This window comes from Roseisalinus antarcticus (genome assembly GCF_900172355.1).
Lineage (GTDB): Bacteria > Pseudomonadota > Alphaproteobacteria > Rhodobacterales > Rhodobacteraceae > Oceanicola > Oceanicola antarcticus_A.
Genome location: NZ_FWFZ01000005.1, coordinates 1 through 19,775 on the forward strand (window position 1 = coordinate 1; position 19,775 = coordinate 19,775).

Annotated in this window: 20 protein-coding genes, 2 tRNA genes and 2 pseudogenes; 8 read left to right on the forward strand and 16 right to left on the reverse strand. The window is 64.5% G+C overall.

What is annotated here, in order from left to right:
• Positions 1–352: pseudogene (locus ROA7023_RS06230) on the forward strand (hypothetical protein); the annotation flags it as partial.
• A gap of 384 nt (positions 353–736) precedes the next feature.
• On the opposite strand, the gene ROA7023_RS06235 reads toward ROA7023_RS06230, so the two are convergent.
• Positions 737–1,717 carry a tyrosine-type recombinase/integrase gene (locus tag ROA7023_RS06235; RefSeq protein ID WP_234992056.1) on the reverse strand — a complete coding sequence of 327 codons (981 nt, stop codon included), beginning with the start codon at positions 1,715–1,717 and terminating at the stop codon, positions 737–739.
• Here ROA7023_RS06235 and ROA7023_RS06240 point away from each other — a divergent pair.
• Positions 1,662–2,255, forward strand: a pseudogene (locus ROA7023_RS06240) (ATP-binding protein); the annotation flags it as partial. The gene ROA7023_RS06235 and the pseudogene ROA7023_RS06240 sit on opposite strands and share 56 nt — an antisense overlap.
• Positions 2,256–2,577: 322 nt before the next feature.
• Here the strand turns inward: ROA7023_RS06240 and ROA7023_RS06245 are convergent.
• The gene (locus ROA7023_RS06245) at positions 2,578–3,861 is read right to left on the reverse strand and encodes an ATP-grasp domain-containing protein (RefSeq protein ID WP_085878168.1); all 1,284 of its coding nucleotides are present in this window, start codon (positions 3,859–3,861) and stop codon (positions 2,578–2,580) included.
• A 318-nt stretch (positions 3,862–4,179) separates the two neighbouring features.
• Here ROA7023_RS06245 and ROA7023_RS06250 point away from each other — a divergent pair, with 318 nt between their 5' ends.
• Positions 4,180–4,575: an ectoine synthase gene (locus ROA7023_RS06250; RefSeq protein ID WP_085878169.1), complete on the forward strand. Its 396-nt coding sequence runs from the start codon at positions 4,180–4,182 to the stop codon at positions 4,573–4,575.
• 201 nt (positions 4,576–4,776) lie between these two features.
• Positions 4,777–5,742, forward strand: coding sequence for a zinc-binding metallopeptidase family protein (locus ROA7023_RS06255; RefSeq protein WP_085878170.1), 966 nt, complete (start codon positions 4,777–4,779; stop codon positions 5,740–5,742).
• 275 nt (positions 5,743–6,017) lie between these two features.
• Here the strand turns inward: ROA7023_RS06255 and ROA7023_RS06260 are convergent, their stop codons facing one another.
• Together ROA7023_RS06260 and ROA7023_RS06265 are read right to left on the reverse strand one after the other, a co-directional pair.
• Positions 6,018–6,503 carry a hypothetical protein gene (locus ROA7023_RS06260; protein WP_085878171.1) on the reverse strand — a complete coding sequence of 162 codons (486 nt, stop codon included), beginning with the start codon at positions 6,501–6,503 and terminating at the stop codon, positions 6,018–6,020.
• A 495-nt stretch (positions 6,504–6,998) separates the two neighbouring features.
• On the reverse strand, positions 6,999–7,529 hold the full coding sequence (locus ROA7023_RS06265; RefSeq protein ID WP_200812467.1) for a helix-turn-helix domain-containing protein: 531 nt from the start codon (positions 7,527–7,529) through the stop codon (positions 6,999–7,001).
• 229 nt (positions 7,530–7,758) lie between these two features.
• On the opposite strand from ROA7023_RS06265, the gene ROA7023_RS06270 reads away from it, so the two are divergent.
• On the forward strand, positions 7,759–9,195 hold the full coding sequence (locus ROA7023_RS06270; RefSeq protein ID WP_085878172.1) for a DUF6880 family protein: 1,437 nt from the start codon (positions 7,759–7,761) through the stop codon (positions 9,193–9,195).
• 268 nt (positions 9,196–9,463) lie between these two features.
• Here ROA7023_RS06270 and ROA7023_RS06275 read toward each other — a convergent pair.
• From ROA7023_RS06275 to ROA7023_RS06330, 12 genes are all read right to left on the reverse strand, one after another.
• Positions 9,464–9,538, reverse strand: a tRNA-Phe gene (locus ROA7023_RS06275).
• A gap of 77 nt (positions 9,539–9,615) precedes the next feature.
• Entirely contained in the window at positions 9,616–9,798 is a 183-nt protein-coding gene (locus ROA7023_RS06280) for a DNA gyrase inhibitor YacG (protein WP_085878173.1), read from the reverse strand.
• Positions 9,795–10,826, reverse strand: coding sequence for a ribonuclease E/G (locus tag ROA7023_RS06285; RefSeq protein WP_085878174.1), 1,032 nt, complete (start codon positions 10,824–10,826; stop codon positions 9,795–9,797). The genes ROA7023_RS06280 and ROA7023_RS06285 overlap by 4 nt, the downstream gene beginning before the upstream one ends.
• On the reverse strand, positions 10,823–11,413 hold the full coding sequence (locus ROA7023_RS06290) for a Maf family protein (protein WP_085878175.1): 591 nt from the start codon (positions 11,411–11,413) through the stop codon (positions 10,823–10,825). The genes ROA7023_RS06285 and ROA7023_RS06290 overlap by 4 nt, the downstream gene beginning before the upstream one ends.
• Positions 11,410–11,628: a translation initiation factor IF-1 gene (gene infA / locus ROA7023_RS06295; RefSeq protein WP_007205486.1), complete on the reverse strand. Its 219-nt coding sequence runs from the start codon at positions 11,626–11,628 to the stop codon at positions 11,410–11,412. The genes ROA7023_RS06290 and infA overlap by 4 nt, the downstream gene beginning before the upstream one ends.
• A 134-nt stretch (positions 11,629–11,762) precedes the next feature.
• Positions 11,763–12,350 carry a GNAT family N-acetyltransferase gene (locus tag ROA7023_RS06300; protein ID WP_085878355.1) on the reverse strand — a complete coding sequence of 196 codons (588 nt, stop codon included), beginning with the start codon at positions 12,348–12,350 and terminating at the stop codon, positions 11,763–11,765.
• 38 nt (positions 12,351–12,388) lie between these two features.
• Entirely contained in the window at positions 12,389–12,859 is a 471-nt protein-coding gene (locus tag ROA7023_RS06305) for an arsenate-mycothiol transferase ArsC (protein WP_085878176.1), read from the reverse strand.
• Between the two features lie 5 nt (positions 12,860–12,864).
• Entirely contained in the window at positions 12,865–13,341 is a 477-nt protein-coding gene (locus ROA7023_RS06310; protein ID WP_085878177.1) for a UPF0262 family protein, read from the reverse strand.
• Positions 13,341–14,648, reverse strand: coding sequence for a histidinol dehydrogenase (gene hisD / locus ROA7023_RS06315; RefSeq protein WP_085878178.1), 1,308 nt, complete (start codon positions 14,646–14,648; stop codon positions 13,341–13,343). The genes ROA7023_RS06310 and hisD overlap by 1 nt, the downstream gene beginning before the upstream one ends.
• 112 nt (positions 14,649–14,760) lie before the next feature.
• Positions 14,761–15,240: a DUF2948 family protein gene (locus tag ROA7023_RS06320; protein WP_085878179.1), complete on the reverse strand. Its 480-nt coding sequence runs from the start codon at positions 15,238–15,240 to the stop codon at positions 14,761–14,763.
• Positions 15,237–16,505: a UDP-N-acetylglucosamine 1-carboxyvinyltransferase gene (gene murA, locus ROA7023_RS06325; protein WP_085878180.1), complete on the reverse strand. Its 1,269-nt coding sequence runs from the start codon at positions 16,503–16,505 to the stop codon at positions 15,237–15,239. The genes ROA7023_RS06320 and murA overlap by 4 nt, the downstream gene beginning before the upstream one ends.
• Positions 16,506–16,512: 7 nt before the next feature.
• Positions 16,513–16,698 (reverse strand): hypothetical protein, encoded by a 186-nt coding sequence (locus ROA7023_RS06330; RefSeq protein WP_085878181.1) that lies wholly within the window; start codon positions 16,696–16,698, stop codon positions 16,513–16,515.
• Between the two features lie 83 nt (positions 16,699–16,781).
• On the opposite strand from ROA7023_RS06330, the gene ROA7023_RS06335 reads away from it, so the two are divergent.
• The 3 genes from ROA7023_RS06335 (at position 16,782) to ROA7023_RS06345 (ending at position 19,759) form a co-directional block, all read left to right on the forward strand.
• Positions 16,782–16,856: transfer RNA gene (locus ROA7023_RS06335), tRNA-Thr, on the forward strand.
• A 277-nt stretch (positions 16,857–17,133) separates the two neighbouring features.
• Entirely contained in the window at positions 17,134–18,495 is a 1,362-nt protein-coding gene (locus tag ROA7023_RS06340) for a glutamine synthetase family protein (RefSeq protein WP_085878182.1), read from the forward strand.
• Between the two features lie 118 nt (positions 18,496–18,613).
• Positions 18,614–19,759, forward strand: coding sequence for an iron-containing alcohol dehydrogenase (locus ROA7023_RS06345; protein WP_085878183.1), 1,146 nt, complete (start codon positions 18,614–18,616; stop codon positions 19,757–19,759).
• The last annotated feature ends 16 nt before the right edge of the window (positions 19,760–19,775 follow it).

Genomic DNA, 19,775 nt, shown 5'->3' on the forward strand with positions numbered 1-19,775 from the left:
CAACGACAACCTGCGCGGCTGGACCGGCGGCGACATCCTGCGCGGCGGCGACGGGAATGACAGCCTGCGCGGCGAGGCCGGGCGCGATGTGCTGGACGGCGGGGCCGGGAACGACCGGATAAGCGGCGGGACCGGGGCGGATGATTTCCTGTTCACGGCGCTGAGCCGCGGCGAGCGGGACGTGATCACCGGGTTCCAGGTCAACGTCGACGAGGTGCTGCTGGACATGTCCCCGCGCGACATCTCGCTGACGGCGAAGGGCAGCGGAACGGAGGCGGTGATCGACGGGCATATCATCTTCCTGCAGGGCATCGTCCCGGCGGATGTGGAGGATGATTTTCGGTTCGTGTGAGGGAATGCTGTAGCGCTGCGGCCGTCGCCATGCCACATAGTTGCTTCGCCGAGACTAAGTGCAATAGGCCCAAGTATCCGCAAAGCGGCAAACCGAGCGGCTTTCATGAGACAGGCATTGTGACCCGGTCATGATCACCATGCACCCGACCACCATGCATCTCTGACGAGCCTACCAACCACTCAGCCATCGCCATTCATGGCTCTCATGTCGTCGACCATGACGATCAACGTCGTCAGCACGCCTGACAAGTGGACCATCGAGTCTCCGTCCTCAACGCCCAAACCTGTAAGCTATTGATTTTAATGGTGCCCAGGGGCGGAATCGAACCGCCAACACGAGGATTTTCAATCCTGTCCTGAATTGACTGGCTGATCTGCCCGCTCATGCCACCAGCAGATCGCTCTGCAGTTTCTCGAACATCGCGACGTCTTCCTCGGGGTTCTCAAACAGGTGCCCGTAGGTGTCCAGCGTCAGCGTGATTGACGCATGGCCCAGCAGCGTCTGGATCTTCTTCGGGTTCCAGCCCTGCTCGATGAAGAGCGACGCGGCTGCATGGCGCAGCGAGTGAATCCCAAACCGGGCTTCGCCTTCGTCATCCACGATCCCGAGATCGACCAGCATCGGCTTGAAGACCCGGTTGTAGATGTTCGCGTAGTTCTGGACCCGGCCGACGCTGTTGGGGAAGACGAGGTCCTGATCGCTCGGCAAGGCACGACTTTTCCAGTCGCTCAGTGTATCCAGAACCAGCGGCGTCATCGGGATCGTGCGAATACCTGCCTTGCTCTTCGGCGGGCCGATCTTGCCCTGCTCATCGGCACGCTGAACGACGCGGATGGTCTTCGCCTCGAAGTCGACGACAGACCACGCCAGCCCGCGCAGTTCCGAGATCCGCATGCCGGTGAAGATCGCTGTCAGGAACATCGCATGGTGCGACGCCGGGGCTTTCTTGAGGATCGCGCGGATCTCGTTCTTGGTCGGGATGATCTTGTCCTTGTCATGCCGCTTGCTGCGGCGGCGCATCTTGACGTCAGAGGCGACGCTGCGATCCATCCATTCTCGATCCACGGCTTCTGCGAGAACGGCCCGCAAGCTGACCATGATCTTCCGAACCTGGGTCTGCGAGACGCCCGCATCTAGCAGGTCGTCGATAAAGTCCTTGACGTCAGACCGGGTTAGATCGGCGACAGGGATACACCCGATCTTCGGGTCAATGTGGATGCGCGCGTGGCTGCGGTAGGCCTTCATCGTGCTGCTCTCGAGGCCGTTCCGCTCGCAGGTTCTGAGCCAGCTGTTGCAGGCGTCAGTGATGGTCGGCGACCTGCTGAGCGCCGAGATCAGCGAGAAGCAGGCGCGCTCGATCAAATACCAGATGACGATTGCCAAGCTGCCACTGGCCAAGGAGGTCGATGAGTTCAGCTTCGAGAACACGCCGGTCAACGAGACGCTGGTGCGCGATCTGGCCTCCGGAGAGTTCCTTGAGCATCAACGCAACGTCGTGCTGATCGGCGGCACCGGGACCGGCAAATCCCATCTTGCCGTGAGCATCGCCAGGGCCTGCATCCGCCGCGGCAAGCGCGGCCGCTTCTTCAACGTCGTCGACCTCGTGAACAAACTCGACGCCGAAGCCCGCGCTGATCGCCAGGGGCGCACTGCGGATCTCTTGTGCCGCCTCGACTTCCTGATCCTCGACGAGCTCGGCTATCTCCCCTTCGCACAGACCGGCGGCCAGCTGCTGTTCCACCTCGTCAGTCGCCTCTACGAGCGCACGTCCATCATCGTGACGACCAACCTCGACTTCGGTGAGTGGCCATCGGTCTTCGCTGCGGGTGCTCTCCCGGCATCCCGAACCGGGAAGAGCCGACATTCAAAGCCCGTGTCGCGACGAGTTGATCCTTCTTGACCGCTGCGCCGTGCGACAGTGCCAGTGATGCGCAGAAAGCAGGACTTTCAAAATCTGTGGCGTTCGACGCGGATCGCTGCAATGACAAGCCCGGATTGCCCCCCTTGCGTCTATGCAGTTAAAAAGTCCGCTGGTTCATTTGACCGCCACAAACTCCTGCTTCTTTCAGTGCTCATGTCCATTCCGTATCTGCCCCCTGCGAGCGCAGAGGGCAGATACGAAAGTGAGCCATGTCAGTGGCCCTATGCTGTCAGGGCAATACCCAGGTAAAGCCAAAGACTTGTGGTGTCAGGCAGAGGTTTTGATGACACCAGCATTCGGCTTAGACATAAAAATCCAACTCTTCTTGTGCCTTGAGCAGGTCGCGCAATTTGATCGGATCGTCCCCGAAGAAGAAAACCAATCCCCAGTGTGTCCCGAAGGCGGACCGGTCCGGCACAGTTTCCTGTGCGGGCGCAACCAATTCGTGTGAGTCGAAATACGGGTGTTCCGTAGTTTCCTTGGGCATCTCAAGCGCACTGACCACGCGACGACGGGGATACACGCCAAAGCAACCCGCGTAGCCTTTCGCGTCTTCCACCGCACGCGGGAAAAAGGCGTCGACCTCTTCCTTGGTGCTTTTGGGATCGAAGACGAGGATGGACGCCTGATATGCGCTAAAGCCGTAGGCTTTTTCAATCAGTTCGAATGCCTTGAAACCGGGTGGACGGTAGGCGACCTCGCCGAAGTACATTTCCCCGTCGGCCGTCACGAAGTATTCCGGGTGGATCTGACCGAATTTGATGTCGAAGGTCTTGATGAGCTTTTCGATCTGCTTGGTGATCGCATTGCGCCAGCTTTCCAGCTCGTGCGTCGCGGGCACGAAGACCGAATAGCCCAGCGTCACATATTCCGAGATGTTCAGAAACTTGATTTCACCGTCGTGAATCCACGCCTCGACCGCGAACTCCCAGCCGTCCAGATGGCTTTCCATCAGAAGCGGGTATTCTTCACCCGGAATATTGTCGATATCTTCGACGGTGCGGATCATGCGGTGCCCAAGGCAGCCAGCCTTGTCGAAAGCCTTCACATGGATCGGGTCGTCCGGGTCGCCGTCGAGCTTCAGCAGCGTCTGGTTCACCCGCTTCATGAAACGGATGACGTCGTCCTTTTCGTGGGCTTCCTCGAAAATGCCCACGCGGATGCCACCCAGCTGGGCGCGCCGCTTCATCAGGGCCTTGTCACGGAACAGGATGGATTGCCCGTACATGCGCGGCTGATCCATCAGGATCGAGTTGATCGCGCCGGACCATTCGACGGTTTCCTCGAATAGGGGAATAGCCACATCCACGCCCTCGTCCTTGAGTCGCTGGGCGATCTCCATGGACCTGTCGTTCAGCCGCGCGAAATCCCACGGGATGAACGGGATGTGGTTGGCCTCGCAGAAATCGGCCGCCCAATCGGGCGCGACCACGATGTACCGACGATCGAACTTTTGGGCTGCCTTGATGGCGTTCACGCTCCAGCCCAGCAGGGCGACGTAGCCCTTGCTCGGGTCCTTGGGCGTTTCCGTTCCGCGGACGGAGTCGAGGGTTGGGTCGGCCCAGCCCGAGACGTCTTTTGACATGGGGGCTTCTGAAGATTTCAAAGTTGCGTTCCTCCTGTGAGATGACTTCACGACGCTGGCCACACGTTTGGTCGGACACCGTCGTCAAAGCCGTCATATGATTTGATAACCTAAGCATAATGCAGCCCCTGCGGGATTGTCAAAAAGTATTGTCTCGCTGCCTACCACGAAGACTGCTACAGCAGTATTTTATGTCTTTTAGATAATGACTTGATGGTTTTCTGACTGTTTTTTACAGGTCGTTGCGACATGGTGTTTGCCCTCGTCACGCAGCGATGTTTCAATCGCCACGTCGCAATCAATGCTTAGGAGTTTAAAATGAAAGTTGTTCGAGTTCAGGACATCATCGGCACGGAACGCGAAGTGAACGGCCCGGGTTGGACAAGCCGCCGGATGTTGCTCAAAAAAGACGGCATGGGGTTCTCCATGCATGAAACCATCATCCCGGCGGGCGCCGAGATGGATCTCTGGTACAAGCACCACCTCGAAGCGGTGTACTGCGTCGCCGGCAACGGCAGCATTCTGGACAAAGCCACAGGAGAGACGCACGAGATCACCGACGGGACGCTATATGCGCTGGACAGTCACGATCAGCATACGTTGCGAGGTGGCACCGAAGACATGCGCTTGATCTGCACCTTCAATCCTCCGGTCACCGGCCAGGAAGTGCACGACGCAGATGGCGCCTACCTTCCGGATGATGGCGAGGCATAAGGCATAACGCCGTTTGCTGGCAGCAGCCCAAGCCCGAAGGTCGGTGTCGATCCGCCTTCGGGTGTTCGGGCCGGTGTTACGTCGCCGGAAACTGGGTGCAACCCATTCTGGCCATCCGAGAATAATTGGGTGACCGTGTGGCGGCCAACCTTCGGCTTGGTGTAGTGAGCGGCAGCAAGAAACATCAGGAGACCGTCCTTCATGCACGTTTTCGCCAATCCTATCGGGCCGGGCTCGCTTTGGTTTCACAACCTTGCCACGGCAGACGGAACCCCGGTCGCCTATGATCCGCACGCCCGTGCGTTCATTCCGACGCCGCCCTTTTGCGTCAACCGCGAGATCATCGGATGCAACTGGATCGCCTCCAAAGACGGGGCGCCGTGCCGTTCCTGTGCCATGACCGAGGTCCATCCCGATACGTCCAATCCTGATACGCGGTCCAACTGGGCGCAAACCGAGGCCGCAAAGCGCTGGGTGCTGGACAATATCGGACGCTGGCACTGGTTCCGCCCAGAAGATCGCGGAACGCCGCCGTATTTTCACATGCTCGATGACGGTCCGACCCCTGCTGCAATGGGGCACGTAAACGGCGTGGTCACGATCAGCGTGGCCGAAGCCGATCCGGTCCTACGCACGACGCGACGCGAAGCGCTCGACGAACCGTATCGCACCATGGTCGGCCATTTCCGCCATGAGATCGCGCATATGCTCTGGTGGCGCCTCAGCCTGCGCACCGACTTCCTCGAGGCGTTTCGCAGCGTCTTCGGCGACGAAAGGGACGACTATGCCGCCGCGCTCCAACGGCACTACAACGATGGCCCGCCGGACGACTGGAGCCAGAGCTACCTGACAACCTATGCATCGGCCCATCCCCATGAGGATTGGGCGGAAACGGCTGCGCATCTGCTGCATCTGACCGATATCACGGACAGTGCGGTTTCGGCGGGGCTCGTTCTGCCGGGGTTGCCGCATGTTGGCTGGGATGCCTACGCGGAACCGGACACCATGTCGTTGCTTCGGGCCGCGATCGAGGTCGTCAAGATCATCAATCACGCCAATCGCTCCATGGGCTTGGATGATGCCTATCCATTCGTGGTGTCTCACGCCGCTCAGAAAAAGCTTGCTTTCGTCCATGACTGGCTGCGCAGGGGTGCCCAAGGCAGATGACCGTCAGGGCCCGTTGGGCAGCCATGTCTTAATCTATTGGAAGACTTTGTCACACTTTGGATCGAATAAGCAAAAGGACTTTGCTCCAAGTCGCGTTTGCGGATGCATTGTTCAGCGAGCATATTGGCGTCCGTTCAAACGCGTGCCGGGCGGAACTTGACAACTTGGCGGGGTTGGAACAGGCTCAGGCTTCCGCCGGCAGTGGGGCCGGCCGGAATTTTCGTTCGCACTCTGGATCCTCGCGATGATCAGGCCAATCGCTCCGCGCTCTTGGCTCATCCACTGAACAGCCATGCGAATGGGCCTTTTCTCTTGGCGGGTATTTCGGGGTCAGGCAGCTCGTCCTTGCACTTCTGCATGAAGTTCCAGATTTTGAGCGCGATGTCGTCGACCCCGTCATTTAATGTTTTGGCATACCGGGCAATACCCGGATTGGCATCGACCCAGTCGATAAGGCCATTCCGGATTCGCTCATCCTCAAGTGGGATCTCTTCTCGCAGATCCCGCATGGCCTGCGCTGCGTCTGAAGCGCCGACGCGATCAAGGTGTTCCGCCAGCACGCTTACGCGTGCAGCGCAATCATGATTGAGGACTGCCCCCAAAACCCCGTTTTGGCCGGTGGTGCAACGTCGCCAGATCAATGCGCTGAGGATCGCATCGACGGGCTCGTTGCGGACGTCGCCGGATTGCAGAGCTTTCTCGATACGGCGTAGCGCGACAGGGTCATCGCCTTCGAGTAGGTCGTGAAGGTTTTCTGACATTTCTTACCTATAGCAAAGTTATGGCCGGGCGGCCACCACTAGGCACCGCCAGGCGTTGATCCCGCCCGATTGCGACGCGAAGGCCGAGGACCGCTTGAGGCGCTTCAGCGTGACTTCACGCGCTGACCGATGTGGTTTTTGCCCACGCTGCCGTCATTCGCTTCCCGTAGATACTACGCGATACATAGATGGCCGGTGTGGCGAAGCCGCGCCGCAGAGTTGATACCTGTCGCCAAAGTCCGCAAAGGGCCGGTCGCGCTCCCGGAGCCGACCACGGTTCTAAGCTTTGCAAAGACCGGTTTCTGCGCTTCGCTGCCGTTCGTCCAGGGCGCAGCGAACGACCACTCCCCGCCCATTCTGTTGCAAAACTCCATTTCGCATCCGCAGCAAGACGTGCTCGTGCGGCGACGCGAGCGCAATCCCAGTCATGCTGGCCGCGCTTGCTGCAGTGCGGGCGCGTCTTGCAGTGCTCGTCGCGGGGGAAAGCGCGAAGTCCTAGACGCTGCCGAAGTCCCGTCTGGAGCGTCCAGGACAGGAATCGTTGCGAACAAGCCCGAGCCTTGGACCCGCTCGCCTCCCCCACTGCATCACAGCCCTCACCTGCCCCCCCGGCATCTGCCCTGCCGCGATCAACAACAGCTCCAGCATCTCGGGATAGGTTCGCCTGTCCTCGGCACACAGCTGCTTGAATCGCTCGATGACGGGCGCCGGCCCCCGGATGTTGATCTGTGCTTCGGGAAAGGCATGGGTCGGGCCTGGAGATCTCTTCGACGATGCCACGACGGCCCAGGTCTCGGGCATGTATTCCTGCATCACGGTCTGCAGCAGCAGATCGGCGTTGATGCCGGTCGCAGCGGCGAAAGCAGGGATGCGCTCCAGCGGCATGCGCATCTCTCCGGTCTTGAGCATGGAGAGCACGTTTGCACGCTCAAAGCCCATCTCGGTGGCGATCTCGCGCTGGGTCTTGCCGGAGCCTTCGATCGCATCGGCAATCATACGGGCGGTGGGGCTGGTGGTGTCGGTCATCTTGGCCTCGCTTCAGTTTGTTTCTGAAGCTGTTCTAGTGGGGTGGGATCAGACCGTGAGATGGGTGATCTGGAATGCCGCCGAACAACCAAGGCGCTGTCTGGACTTGGTCAACCGCGATCGCTGGCCCTTGGTAGCGCTTGCCTGCACCCATTCTTGATTGCCGCACCAAGCAGGGTGAGGCACACAAGAGCCGATACCCTCGGCAAGGAACACGGCACCGTCGGCGATGAGCAAGAAGACCCTCAACAAGAACAACCTCGAAAAACTCGGCGCAGGGCAACTCGCGGCGTTGGTCATGGATCTTGTGCAGGGAAACGCCACCCTTCAGCGCCGCGCCCGAATGGAGCTCAGCGCCGCACTTGGCCCGAAGGACGTCGCCGCAGATCTTCGCAAACGCTTTGCCTCGCTGCGGCGATCAACCAGCTTCGTGGGCTGGCGCAAGCAGAAGGCCTTCGTCAAGGATCTGACCGGGCTGCTGACCATGATCGAAACCTCGGTCGCGCCGCATGACGCAAATGAAGGCTTCGAACTTCTGTGGGAATTCCTGCAACTCGCGCCGTCGATCCATGAGCGCACCGATGACAGCAACGGGTCGGTCGGCGGCGTCATGGACGACGCCATGGACCTGATCGCAACATTGTCTCCGCGGATCTCCGTCGACCGCATCACGCTAGCGGAGCGCATTCTCGATGCCGTGGCCGACGCAGGCTATGGCGAGTTCGACGGGATCATCCCGGCAACGGCAGAGGCCCTCGGTGACGGCGGCCTCGAGCACCTGAAGAAGACCACCAGCGCCTGGTCAAAAGCCCCGCCGAACGAACAGGAGTTGGAGACGTATCGGTCCTACGGCCTGTCCTCCTCGCCGGAGGCAAGCGTGCAGCGCAACAAGACCCTCACGGCGTCGATCATCCTGGCCGACATCGCCGACGCGCAGGGCGACGTTGATGCCTACATGGCCCGGTATTCGCCGGAGCAACTCACCTTCGGGACCATTGCGCCGGAGGTCGCACGGCGCTTGATGGATGCCGACCGGGTGGATGAGGCCCATGACATCATCAGCCGCGCACGTGCCGCGGAAGAGGGCCAGTCCTTCAGGATGTTCCGGCATGACCTGGACGAGGTCTACGAAGACTGCCTTGAGCGGCAGGGCAAGACGGATGAGCTCAAGGCTCATCTGTGGGCCAGCTTCCAGCAGGTTCTCTCTGCGCAGAGCCTGCGGAAATTCCTGAAACTCCTGCCTGACTTCGACGATATCGAGGCTGAGGACAGGGCCCTGGATCATGCGGAAACCCATCCCCACATCGGTGCCGCGCTGAGCTTTCTTGTTGACTGGCCCGCGCAGGATCGCGCCGCGCGTCTGGTGCTGTCGCGCACGGAAGAACTGGACGGGGATTCCTACCACCTGCTGACGAGCGCAGCCGACATACTGGTGGCGGAGCATCCGCTTGCCGCGACCCTGATGCGCCGCGCCATGGTCGAAGACACGCTAAATGGCGCGAAATCCACACGATACCGCCACGCCGCCCGGCACCTCGCCGAATGCAAGGAAAGCGAAGCAGCAGTCGAGGACTTCGGGACAATCCAGACCCACAGCCAGTTCGTCGATACCCTCAAACAGAGCCATGGCCGCAAATACGGGTTCTGGCAACGGGTCGAGGGATGAGACAATCGTCTGGTCAGACTGAACCCGATGTCGAAGGGCTCTCTCTCGGCAAACCGAGCGGCTTTCAAGAGACAGGCATTGTGACCCGGTCACGATCACCATGCACCCGACCACCATGCATCTCTGACAAGCCTACCAACCACTCAGCCATTACCATTCATGGCTCTCATGTCGTCGGTCCTGAAGATTAATGTCGACAACTGACCTGACCAATGGACCATCGAGGCCCCGACCAGAACACACCAAACCTGTAAGCTATTGATTTTAATGGTGCCCGGGGGCGGAATCGAACCACCGACACGAGGATTTTCAATCCACTGCTCTACCCCTGAGCTACCCGGGCACGGGTGAAGGTCTTCCTTCGGGTGTCGGCGTTCTAGGCGAGGGTCAGCGGCGTGTCCAGAGCCAAACTGGGACTTTTCAATGCGGCTTTTCCGGCCGGTCCTCAAGCTCCGATGCCGCCCCTTCGCCGTCCTCCGGAGCCTCGGACGGAATCCGGTAGTCGCCGCCCAACCACTTCGCCAGGTCAACGTCGGCGCAGCGCCGGGAACAGAAGGGCCGGTAGCGGCGGTCGGTCTCGCGGGAACAGATCGGACAGCTCATGACAGGCTCTCGGACGGGACGGCAAGCAGGGCCCGCTCGCGCTTGCGCTGCAACTCGAAGTGACCGAGCTGCGTCCAGCCTACCAGCGCCGTCTCTACCGGATCGGCGCGGAACGCGGCCCGGAGGGCCTGCTCGACCTGCTTGCGGTGGGCCTTGGACATGGGCGCGAAATCGACGGCGACCTGGCCACCCAGGCCCCGCAGACGCAAGGCGCGGGGCAGCGCCCTGGCGGACGCAAGGTTTGCCTTGAGCGCCGCCGCCGGCGATGTGTCGCCCCCGGTGTTCACGTCCACGGCCACCAGGGCCCGTGTCGGCTCTACATACATCGTGGCGCCGTCGAGGCGCACCGCCGCCCCTCGCAGGGCCTCGAGCCCGTCGAGGACCCCCTCGAGGGCAAAGCCCCCGGGCTCGGTCACGACCGATGCGGGTGCGGTCCATTCGCGCCAGGCGATCGCATGGGGGCCGTCGCCCTCGGTCAGCGCCTCGGGGTCCGGGCCGTCGCTGTCGCCCAGCACCGCCGAGGCCAGGTCGACCATGGCGGCGATGTCCTCGGTGATCTCGGCCCCCTCGGCACCTTCGCAGCAGGACCGCAGGATCAGGCCCATGCCGTCGGGAACCTCGCCATCGGCGAGGCCGCGCAGCCTGAGCCGCTCTTCCTCGTCCTTGATCTGGCGCGAGATGTTCAGCCCCGGCGCGTCGGGCGTGACGATGGCGTGGCGGCTCTTGAACAACAGCTTCGGGGTGACCGGAATGGCCTTGCCCTCTTCGGCAAAGCCCGTGACCTGCACGAGCACCGCGGCGCCGGGACGATAGCCGGTCACGCCGCGCAGAAATCCACGGCCGGCCGGCAAGCGGACCATCATGCCTCCCTGCCCCTTCATCGGGCGGTCGCAGATCGCGCGAAAGATCGCCCCTGGCCGCGGCCGGTCGGGATCGTCGATCAGCAGATCATCCAGCTGGCCGTCCAGGATCAGGGCGGCGGCCTCGCGCCCGCCAAGATGATCCAGCACGATCGTCCGGCCCTTCATCGCACATATCCCATCGTTTGCAGCAGTGCCGCCGTCTCGGCCAGCGGCAGCCCGACGACCCCGGTGAAAGAGCCGCCGATCCATGGAATGAACGCCCCGGCGGGGCCCTGGATGCCGTAGCCGCCGGCCTTGCCCTGCCAGTCGCCGGTCTCGAGATAGGCCTCGATCTCGGCCGTCGTCAGGCGCTTCATGCGGACGGCCGTCAGCACGTCCCGCACAATGATCCTGTCCCCGCGCCGGCCGGCCAGCGCGGTGATCACCTGGTGACGGCGACCGGACAACTTGCCGAGAAACGCCCGCGCCTCGTCGGCATCCTCGGGCTTGCCCATGATCCGGCGGCCCAGCGCCACGGTGGTGTCCGCACACAGGACAAGTTCGTCCTCTGCGGGTGTGCTGGCCTCGGCCTTCTCGCGGGCAATGCGCTTGGCGTAATCGCGGGGCAGCTCGCCGGCCTTCGGCGTCTCGTCGATTTCGGGCGGGCGGACCGCGTCAGGCGCGATCCCCATCTGCGCCAGCAACTCGCGCCTGCGCGGAGAGCCGGAGGCGAGCACGAGCCGGAGGCCCGGCCGGGGGGGGAGTGCCGTCACTTGAATCGGTAGTTGATCCGGCCCTTTGTCAGATCATAGGGCGTCATCTCGACTTGCACCTTGTCGCCGGCAAGAACCCTAATCCGGTTCTTGCGCATCTTTCCTGCCGTATGCGCAATGATCTCATGGCCGTTTTCCAGCTCGACCCGAAACGTCGCATTCGGCAAGAGTTCCTTCACGACGCCGGGGAATTCGAGCAGTTCTTCCTTGGCCATGTGGTCTCCTTGCGTTCACATCCGCCATAACCGGCGGACGTCGCAGTAAATGCGCCCACATTCGCCGATTTTCAAGGAGAATAACGCAAGGAGACCACAGGAGGCCGGCCCCCGGGCAGGCGGTCCGCGGCCGGCTACAGCGACTTGATCCAGAATTGCAGCGGTTTGCGGGTCTCGACAGACTGGTCCACGTCCTTCCAGTAGAATTCCGCCAGCGCACCCGGCAATTTGCGATAGCCCCGGCCCTCCCAGAACGGCTCCAGCGATCTGGCATCCGCGGGGCGCAACGGGTGATCGTCCGGGCGCAGGACAGCGCAGAAGGCGCAATGTTCGCGGCCAAGCGCCCGCGCATGCGCTTCGCGCAGATCGAAGAACCGGTGCCCGGCCCCCTGTCCGCGATAGTCGGGCAGAAGCACCGATTCCGCGCAGTAGAATATCTGCTCCAGCCCCATGTCCAGACCGGCAAAGGCCGCGGCAAAATCGGCCGAGTGATCCTCCATCGGCGTCCCGGTGGCCGCCCCGACGAGGCGGCCGGCGCTTGTTGCCGCGACGAGGACCGCCCTGTCGTTGTCCCGGTAGCCGGCCATGTAGCGCCGCTCGTAGGCCAAGTCACCGTCGTAGATATAGGGCCATTCGCGAAAGACCCTTATCCGCAGGTCGGCCAGGTCGTCGAGCGCGGCCTCTAGCGCCGCACCACGCAGGGTCTGGAATTCGAGCGCCACTTTCGCCTCTTCCTTCAAGTCTTCCTGCAAATCTTGCTTCACGCGGCCCTGGGCGGGCCGAATCGGTCGATCAACCGCTCGCGGATCTGATCGCGAGTCTGGCGGTAGGAGGCGAGCCTGTCGTCGCGCCCCTCGCCCAGACCGGTCGGATCCAGGATCGGCCAGTATTCCACGTCGAGGTGATAGAACCGGGTCAGGTCCAGCGCCCGGCGCTGCGAGGCGGGCGAGAGCGCCAGAACAAGGTCGAAGGACGACAGATCGTCCCCCCATTGCTCCATCTCGTCGAAGGAGCGGGAGCGGTGCCGCTCCAGCTCCACCCCGATCTCGAGGCAGACCGCCACCGCGAAGCCGTCGACCTCCAGGTCGTTCTTCACCCCGACCGACTGGATATAGGACTTGGTCCCATAGAGCTGCTTCATGATCCCCTCGGCCATAGGGGAGCGGACAGCGTTGTGATCACAACAGAACAGGACGGACCCGGGAAGCTCCTTGCCGGTCCCCTCGCCCATCGCCGTCACCCCCAGTGCAAGACGCAGATAAGCGTGAACAGACGCCGCGCCGTATCGCCATCGACACCGGCCTTGCCATCCAGACGTTCCTGCAAGACCCGCGCCCCCTCATTGTGGATGCCGCGCCGCGCCATGTCGATGGTCTCGATCTGGCTGGGAGAGGCGGTCTTGACCGCGACGAAATAGCTTTCGCAGATCTGAAAATAATCCTTCACCACCTGCCGGAACGGCCCGAGGCTGAGGTGAAATTGCGCGGCCGGATCGCCGTCTTCAGTGCTGACGTCGAAGACCAGCCGCTTTTCGCGGATCGACAGTGCCAGCCTGTAGGGGCCGCCCGGCACCTCGCGCCCGTCACGGGTCGGCAGGGCGAAGACGTTGTTCTCCAGCAGGTCGAAGATCGCGACCTTGCGCTCCTGCTCGATCTCGGCTGTCGGCGGCGGCAGGTTGGCATCGTCGAGGTCGATATGACAGATCCGGCTCATCATTCCCCCTCGTTCAAGCGGTCCAGGCGGGCGCGCACGCTCAGCCCGTGGGCCTCGAGACTTTCGGCGATCGCCAGCGTCTCGGCCGCGGGGCCGATCGCGCGCAGGGCCTCGGGCGTCATCTGGGCCAGCGTGGTGCGCTTGACGAAATCGAGCACCGACAGGCCGGACGAGAACCGCGCCGATCGGGCGGTGGGCAGAACGTGGTTCGGCCCGCCGATGTAGTCGCCGATCGCCTCGGGCGTCCAGGCGCCGATGAAGATCGCCCCGGCATGGCGGATCCGTTCGGCCAGCGCCTCGGCCCCGTCCACGCAAAGCTCCAGGTGTTCCGGCGCGATCCGATCCGACAGCGCCACCGCCTCGTCCAGATCGCGCACCGTGATCACCGCGCCGAAATCGCGCCAGGAGGCCGTCGCGATGGCCCTGCGCGAGAGGGTTTGCAGGCGCCGCTCGACGGCCTCGGCCACGGCCTGACCGTGGGCCGGGTCGGTCGTGACCAGCAGCGATTGGGCACTCTCGTCATGCTCGGCCTGGCTGAGCAGGTCGATGGCGATCCATTCGGGATCGGCCGTGCCGTCGGAGATCACCAGGATCTCGGAAGGGCCCGCGATCATGTCGATGCCGACGCGGCCGAAGACCCGTCGCTTGGCCGCCGCGACAAAGGCGTTGCCGGGGCCGGTCACCTTGTCCACCGGGGCGATGGTCTGGGTGCCATAGGCCAGCGCGGCGATCGCCTGGGCCCCACCGATCCGGTAGACCTCGTCCACCCCCGCGATCCGGCAGGCGAGCAGCACCAGCGGGTTGGCGATCCCGTCGGGCATCGGCACCGTGACCGCAAGCCGCTCGACGCCCGCGACCTTGGCCGGCACAGCGTTCATCAGGACCGAAGAGGGATAGGAGGCAAGCCCGCCCGGCACATAGAGCCCCGCTGCGCCGACCGGCGTCCAGCGCCAGCCGAGCCTGGCGCCGGTCGCCTCCTGCCAGTTTGCATCCTCGGGCAATTGCCGCGCGTGATAGGCCCCGATGCGGTCGGCTGCGAGCTCCAGCGCCGCGCGATCCTGCGCCGTGACCTTGGCGATTTCCGCGTCGATCTCCGCCTCGGTCACCCGCAGGTCCGACGCGCAGATCGACACCCGGTCGAAGCGGTTGGTCAGATCGACGAGCGCTGCGTCACCCCGCGCCCGCACATCGGCGATGATCCCGGCCACGGCCGTATCGACGTCGGGCGACTCCTCGCGCTTGGCCGACAGCAAAGCGGTGAACCTGGCCTCGAAATCGTCCCGGGATGTCGACAGAAACTCAACCATCAGTGCCTCCTGTCCCGCCTTCTTAGCCAGAGCGGGCGGCGGCCACAATTCTCGGCCCTTGAAAATGCGGGCGGCGCCCGTGCGGCGTCTGGGCGCGGCGCCCGGGGGCTTTTCAGTCGTCGTGCCCGGGCACCTTGCCCGAGGGCGCGCGGTAGGGACGGGTCACGTCGCGCAACAGCACCTCGAGCGCCTCGACCTCCAGCCGGATCGCCCCGTCGCCGGCCAGCGTCAGCAGGATGGCGCCGCCACCGTCCTCGCCCGGCTCGAAGGTGACGGCGAGCAGCGACAGCACAGTGTCGGACTCGCCGCGCCGGACCCCTTGCGACTGCACGCGGCCCACGTCCTCGACCGACAGCACCGCCTGAACCCGCTCGACGTCCCGGCGCAGGGCCTGCGCCTTGGGCGCATCCTCCCAGCGGAACCGGTTGAGCAGAAGGGCGAAGCGACGATGCTTGCGATCCCATGCGATCTCGGATCCCGGAAAGACAGCGTCCTGGCAAAGGCTCGAGATCACGGCAAGATCATCCGCATCCAGCGCCCTGAGCCGGAGCGGGGCCTCGCCCCCGTCCTCGAACCTTGCGTCTTCGGTCACTCGCCTGCCACCCGTTCTATCCTGGCGCCGACCGCGCCGAGTTTCTCTTCCACATGCTCATACCCGCGATCGAGATGATAGACCCGGTTCACCCGTGTCTCGCCCTCCGCCGCGAGGCCCGCAAGGATCAGCGACACGCTGGCGCGAAGATCCGTGGCCATGACCGGTGCGCCCTTCAGCCGGTCCACTCCGGTGACGGTGGCCGTGCCGCCCTGCACGTCGATCCGCGCCCCCATCCGCACCAGTTCGGGCGCGTGCATGAAACGGTTCTCGAAGATCTTCTCCTCCAGCACGCTGGTGCCCTCGGCGGTGCAAAGCATCGCCATCATCTGGGCCTGCAGGTCGGTGGGAAAACCCGGGAAAGGTTCGGTCACCACGTCCACGGCGCGCGGACGGGCCCCCTTGCAGGCGACGCGCAGGCCCTCGGCCGTCTCCTCGACCGTGACGCCGGCCGCATCCAGCCGGTCGCAAAAGGCGCTGACCAGCGCGATGCGCCCGCCCAGGCATTCCACCGAGCCGCCCGCGATCACCGGCGCCAGCATGTAGGTCCCGAGTTCGATCCGGTCGGTGACGACCTGATGCGTCGCCGCCCCGAGCCGGTCGACCCCCTGGATCGTGATTGTCGAGGTTCCGTCCCCGTCGATCTGGGCCCCCATCGCCCGCAGGCAGTTGGCCAAATCCACGATCTCGGGCTCGCGCGCGGCATTCTCGATCACCGTGGCGCCCTTGGCGAGGGTCGCGGCCATCAGCACGTTCTCGGTCGCCCCGACAGAGGCAAAGCGCAGCGGCACCTTCGCGCCCTTCAGCCCGCCCTTGGCCACCGCATGCAGATAGCCGTCGCGCAGCTCGATTTCGGCGCCCAGCGCCTCGAGCGCGGTGATGTGGATGTCCATCGGCCGCGCCCCGATCGCGCAGCCCCCCGGCAACGACACGACGGCCTCGTGCGCCCGCGCCAAAAGCGGGCCAAGGACCAGGTTCGACGCCCGCATCTTGCGCACGATCTCGTAATCGGCGCGGGTCGAGGCGAGGTTGTGCGACGACAGCGCGATGACCTTGCCGCCCTGCAGGCTCGTCACTTCCGCGCCCAGCGATTGCAGCAGCGCGGTCATCGTCCGGATGTCGGACAGGCGCGGCGCGTTGGTAAGCGTCAGCGGCTCTTCCGACAACAGCGTCGCGGGCATCAGCGCCAGCGCCGCGTTCTTGGCCCCCGCGATCCGGATCTTCCCTTCAAGCGGCGTGCCGCCGTGCACAACGATCGAATCCATGGCTGCCCTACTCTTCTTTCCTGTCCGCGTCGCGCGGGCCGCCCTCGGCCCCGCCCTCCGCGCCTGCCTGCCCGTCTTCCGCGACCCGCCCGCGCGCCTGCGCCTTGCGCCGCGCCAGGTTGGCCTTCAGCGCCGCCTTCAACCGGTCTTCCCGGCTGTCACGGCCCTTGGTCGGTGACGGTTTTCGTTCCATGGGACCGCTCCTAACGCAAAGCCAAAAAACCGTCCAGACAGGGCTTGCACGACTTGGGCTTTGCGGCTAATCCCCCGCCACGCGCTGTGGTAGCTCAGTGGTAGAGCACTCCCTTGGTAAGGGAGAGGTCGAGAGTTCAATCCTCTCTCACAGCACCACCAAACCCCCGAAATATCTGACACGACACCGATTTACGCCCCAGCATGTCTTGACACGGCGATGGCGCGGGGCATGGCGGGACTTCGCGCACATCGGCGGCAGAGTGGCGGCAGGTCATGCCCGGACGGGTACCGAGCGCCGGCCCGGGGTCGATCATCCCGCCGGTCTTTGCAATCATGCCCGCGCGAGCCCCGGCGATGCGTCGCGGGCCGCCCCCCGGCCGCCGCCGCGCGTCCCCGGGAGGCGCCGTGACGGCAGGGAGGGACGGAGGGCAAGATGGGCATTCTGACATTCGAAGAGCTCAAGGGGCGCTGCGCCGCGGGGCAGATCGACACGGTTCTGGTCTGCATGGTCGACATGCAGGGCCGCCTGATGGGCAAGCGCTTTCACGCCGCCCACTTCTGCGAGAGCGCCCACGCCGAGACCCATTGCTGCAACTACCTGCTGGCCACCGACCTGGAGATGGCGACCCCCTCGGGCTATGCCGCGACCAGCTGGGAGAAGGGCTATGGCGATTACGTCATGCGGCCCGACCTCTCCACCCTGCGGCTGGTGCCCTGGCTCGAGGGGACGGCGATGGTGCTGTGCGACGTGCTCGACCACGACACCCATGCGCCGGTGCCCCATTCCCCGCGCCAGATCCTCAAGGCCCAGGTCGCCCGGGCCGAGGCTCTGGGGCTGTCGCCGGTCATGGCGACCGAGCTGGAGTTCTTCCTGTTCGAGGGCAGCCACGACCAGATCCGCAAGGGCGGCTTTCGCGATCTCACGCCGATCTCGGGCCACAACGAGGATTACAGTATCCTGCAGACCACCCGCGAGGAGCACGTGATGCGCCCGATCCGCAACCTGCTGGTCGCGGCGGGCGTGCCGGTGGAGAATTCCAAGGGCGAGGCCGAGACCGGGCAGGAAGAGCTCAACATCCGCTATGCCGGGGCGCTCTTGACCGCCGATCACCACACCATCGCCAAGCAGGCCATCAAGGAGATCGCCGACGCGAAGGGTCACGCGGCGAGCTTTCTGCCCAAGTGGCACCACGACAAGGTCGGCAGCGCCGCCCACGTGCACCAGTCGCTCGTCCGCGACGGCGGCAATGCGTTCCACGATCCGGACGCAGAACTGGGGATGTCGACGCTGATGGGGCACTACGTCGCCGGCCTAATCCGGTACGCCGCAGAGACGATGGTGTTCCTGGCGCCGTATGTGAACAGCTACAAACGTTTCGCGCCCGGGACCTTCGCGCCGACCAAGGCCGCCTGGTCCATCGACAACCGCACCGCGGGGTTCCGCCTTGTGGGGGCCGGCACACCCGCCGTCCGGATCGAGAACCGGATCCCCGGGTCCGACATCAACCCCTACCTCGCCTGCGCAGCACAGCTCGCCGCCGGGCTGGCCGGGATCGAGCAGGAGCTTGCCCTGCCCCCGCCCGTGACCGGCGACCTCTATGGCATGACCGAGGTCGCGGATGTGCCGGTCAGCCTGCGTGGTGCCACCGGGGCCTTGCGCCGCTCGGACATGTTGCGGGCCGCCATGGGGGACTGGACGGTCGACCATTACGTCCGCATGGCCGAGGTTGAGCAGGAAGCCTTCGACCGGGCCGTCACCGACTGGGAAATCGCCCGGGGGTTCGAGAGAGCATGAGGCGATCCGCGACAAGGGCCCGACCGTGCCGGGTGGCTTTGCCGCCCCGCACGGTCGCGAACGCGCGGGCGCAGGCATCCCCGCACAGGTTTCAACAATTCAGGAAGGCGCCACCAAGATGCTGCTGAACGCAAACTGGTCCTATCCCACCGCGATCCGCTTCGGCGCGGGCCGCATTGCCGAATTGCCCGACGCCTGCCGCGCGGCGGGCATCCTGCGCCCCCTGCTGGTGACCGACAAGGGGCTGGCGGGCCTGCCCGTCACGGCCCATGCGCTCGACATGCTCGAGGCCGGCGGGCTGGGCCGCGCCGTGTTCTCGCAGGTCGACCCGAACCCGAACGAGATCAACCTCGCCGCGGGGCTCAAAGCCTTTCGCGCGGGCGGGCACGACGGCGTTGTGGCCTTCGGCGGCGGATCGGCGCTCGACCTCGGCAAGATCGTCGCCTTCATGGCCGGGCAGACCCGCCAGGTCTGGGATTTCGAGGATATCGGCGACTGGTGGATCCGCGCCGACAGCCGCGCAATCGCCCCCGTCGTCGCCGTGCCGACCACCGCTGGCACCGGGTCCGAGGTCGGCCGCGCGGGCGTGCTGACCAATTCGCAGACGGCCCGGAAGAAGATCATCTTTCACCCCGGCATGCTCGCCGCGACCGTCATCGCCGACCCGGAGCTGACGGTGGGGATGCCCCGGGCGATCACCGCCGGCACCGGCATGGATGCCTTCGCCCATTGTCTGGAGGCCTATTGCTCTCCGCATTTCCACCCGATGAGCCAGGGGATCGCGCTGGAGGGGCTGCGGCTGGTGAAGGATTACCTGCCCCGCGCCCATGCCGACGGCGCGGACATCGAGGCCCGCGGCCAGATGCTGGCCGCCGCCTCGATGGGCGCGGTGGCGTTCCAGAAGGGGCTGGGCGCGATACACGCCCTGTCCCACCCGATCGGGGCGGTTCACCACACGCACCATGGCACCACCAATGCCGTGGTCATGCCCGCTGTGCTGCGGTTCAACCGCCCCGCCATCGAGGATCGGATCGCCCGCGCGGCCGCCTATCTCGGGCTCGCGCCGGGGTTCGATGCCTTCCTGGACCTTGTGATCGACCTGAACGCGCGGCTGGGCATCCCCGCCTCGCTCACCGCGCTCGGCGTGACGGACCCGGACATCGACGCGCTGACCCGCGCGGCGCTGGACGATCCGTCCTGTGGCGGCAACCCGCGCGAGCTGACGCCGGACGCGGTTCGCGCCCTCTTCGAGGAGACCCTCTAGCCGCCGGGCGGGCGCC

What these genes read in the sequence shown, in the direction of transcription:
- ROA7023_RS06250 (WP_085878169.1), top strand. Translation starts at nt 4,180, where the DNA reads ATGAAAGTTGTTCGAGTTCAGGACATCATCGGCACGGAACGCGAAGTG.
- ROA7023_RS06280 (WP_085878173.1), bottom strand. Translation starts at nt 9,798, where the DNA reads ATGAGCTGTCCGATCTGTTCCCGCGAGACCGACCGCCGCTACCGGCCC.
- ROA7023_RS06345 (WP_085878183.1), top strand. Translation starts at nt 18,614, where the DNA reads ATGCTGCTGAACGCAAACTGGTCCTATCCCACCGCGATCCGCTTCGGC.
- infA (WP_007205486.1), bottom strand. Translation starts at nt 11,628, where the DNA reads ATGGCCAAGGAAGAACTGCTCGAATTCCCCGGCGTCGTGAAGGAACTC.
- ROA7023_RS06330 (WP_085878181.1), bottom strand. Translation starts at nt 16,698, where the DNA reads ATGGAACGAAAACCGTCACCGACCAAGGGCCGTGACAGCCGGGAAGAC.
- ROA7023_RS06245 (WP_085878168.1), bottom strand. Translation starts at nt 3,861, where the DNA reads ATGTCAAAAGACGTCTCGGGCTGGGCCGACCCAACCCTCGACTCCGTC.
- ROA7023_RS06340 (WP_085878182.1), top strand. Translation starts at nt 17,134, where the DNA reads ATGGGCATTCTGACATTCGAAGAGCTCAAGGGGCGCTGCGCCGCGGGG.
- murA (WP_085878180.1), bottom strand. Translation starts at nt 16,505, where the DNA reads ATGGATTCGATCGTTGTGCACGGCGGCACGCCGCTTGAAGGGAAGATC.
- hisD (WP_085878178.1), bottom strand. Translation starts at nt 14,648, where the DNA reads ATGGTTGAGTTTCTGTCGACATCCCGGGACGATTTCGAGGCCAGGTTC.
- ROA7023_RS06260 (WP_085878171.1), bottom strand. Translation starts at nt 6,503, where the DNA reads ATGTCAGAAAACCTTCACGACCTACTCGAAGGCGATGACCCTGTCGCG.
- ROA7023_RS06265 (WP_200812467.1), bottom strand. Translation starts at nt 7,529, where the DNA reads ATGACCGACACCACCAGCCCCACCGCCCGTATGATTGCCGATGCGATC.
- ROA7023_RS06285 (WP_085878174.1), bottom strand. Translation starts at nt 10,826, where the DNA reads ATGAAGGGCCGGACGATCGTGCTGGATCATCTTGGCGGGCGCGAGGCC.
- ROA7023_RS06305 (WP_085878176.1), bottom strand. Translation starts at nt 12,859, where the DNA reads ATGGGCGAGGGGACCGGCAAGGAGCTTCCCGGGTCCGTCCTGTTCTGT.
- ROA7023_RS06270 (WP_085878172.1), top strand. Translation starts at nt 7,759, where the DNA reads ATGAGCAAGAAGACCCTCAACAAGAACAACCTCGAAAAACTCGGCGCA.
- ROA7023_RS06255 (WP_085878170.1), top strand. Translation starts at nt 4,777, where the DNA reads ATGCACGTTTTCGCCAATCCTATCGGGCCGGGCTCGCTTTGGTTTCAC.
- ROA7023_RS06310 (WP_085878177.1), bottom strand. Translation starts at nt 13,341, where the DNA reads ATGAGCCGGATCTGTCATATCGACCTCGACGATGCCAACCTGCCGCCG.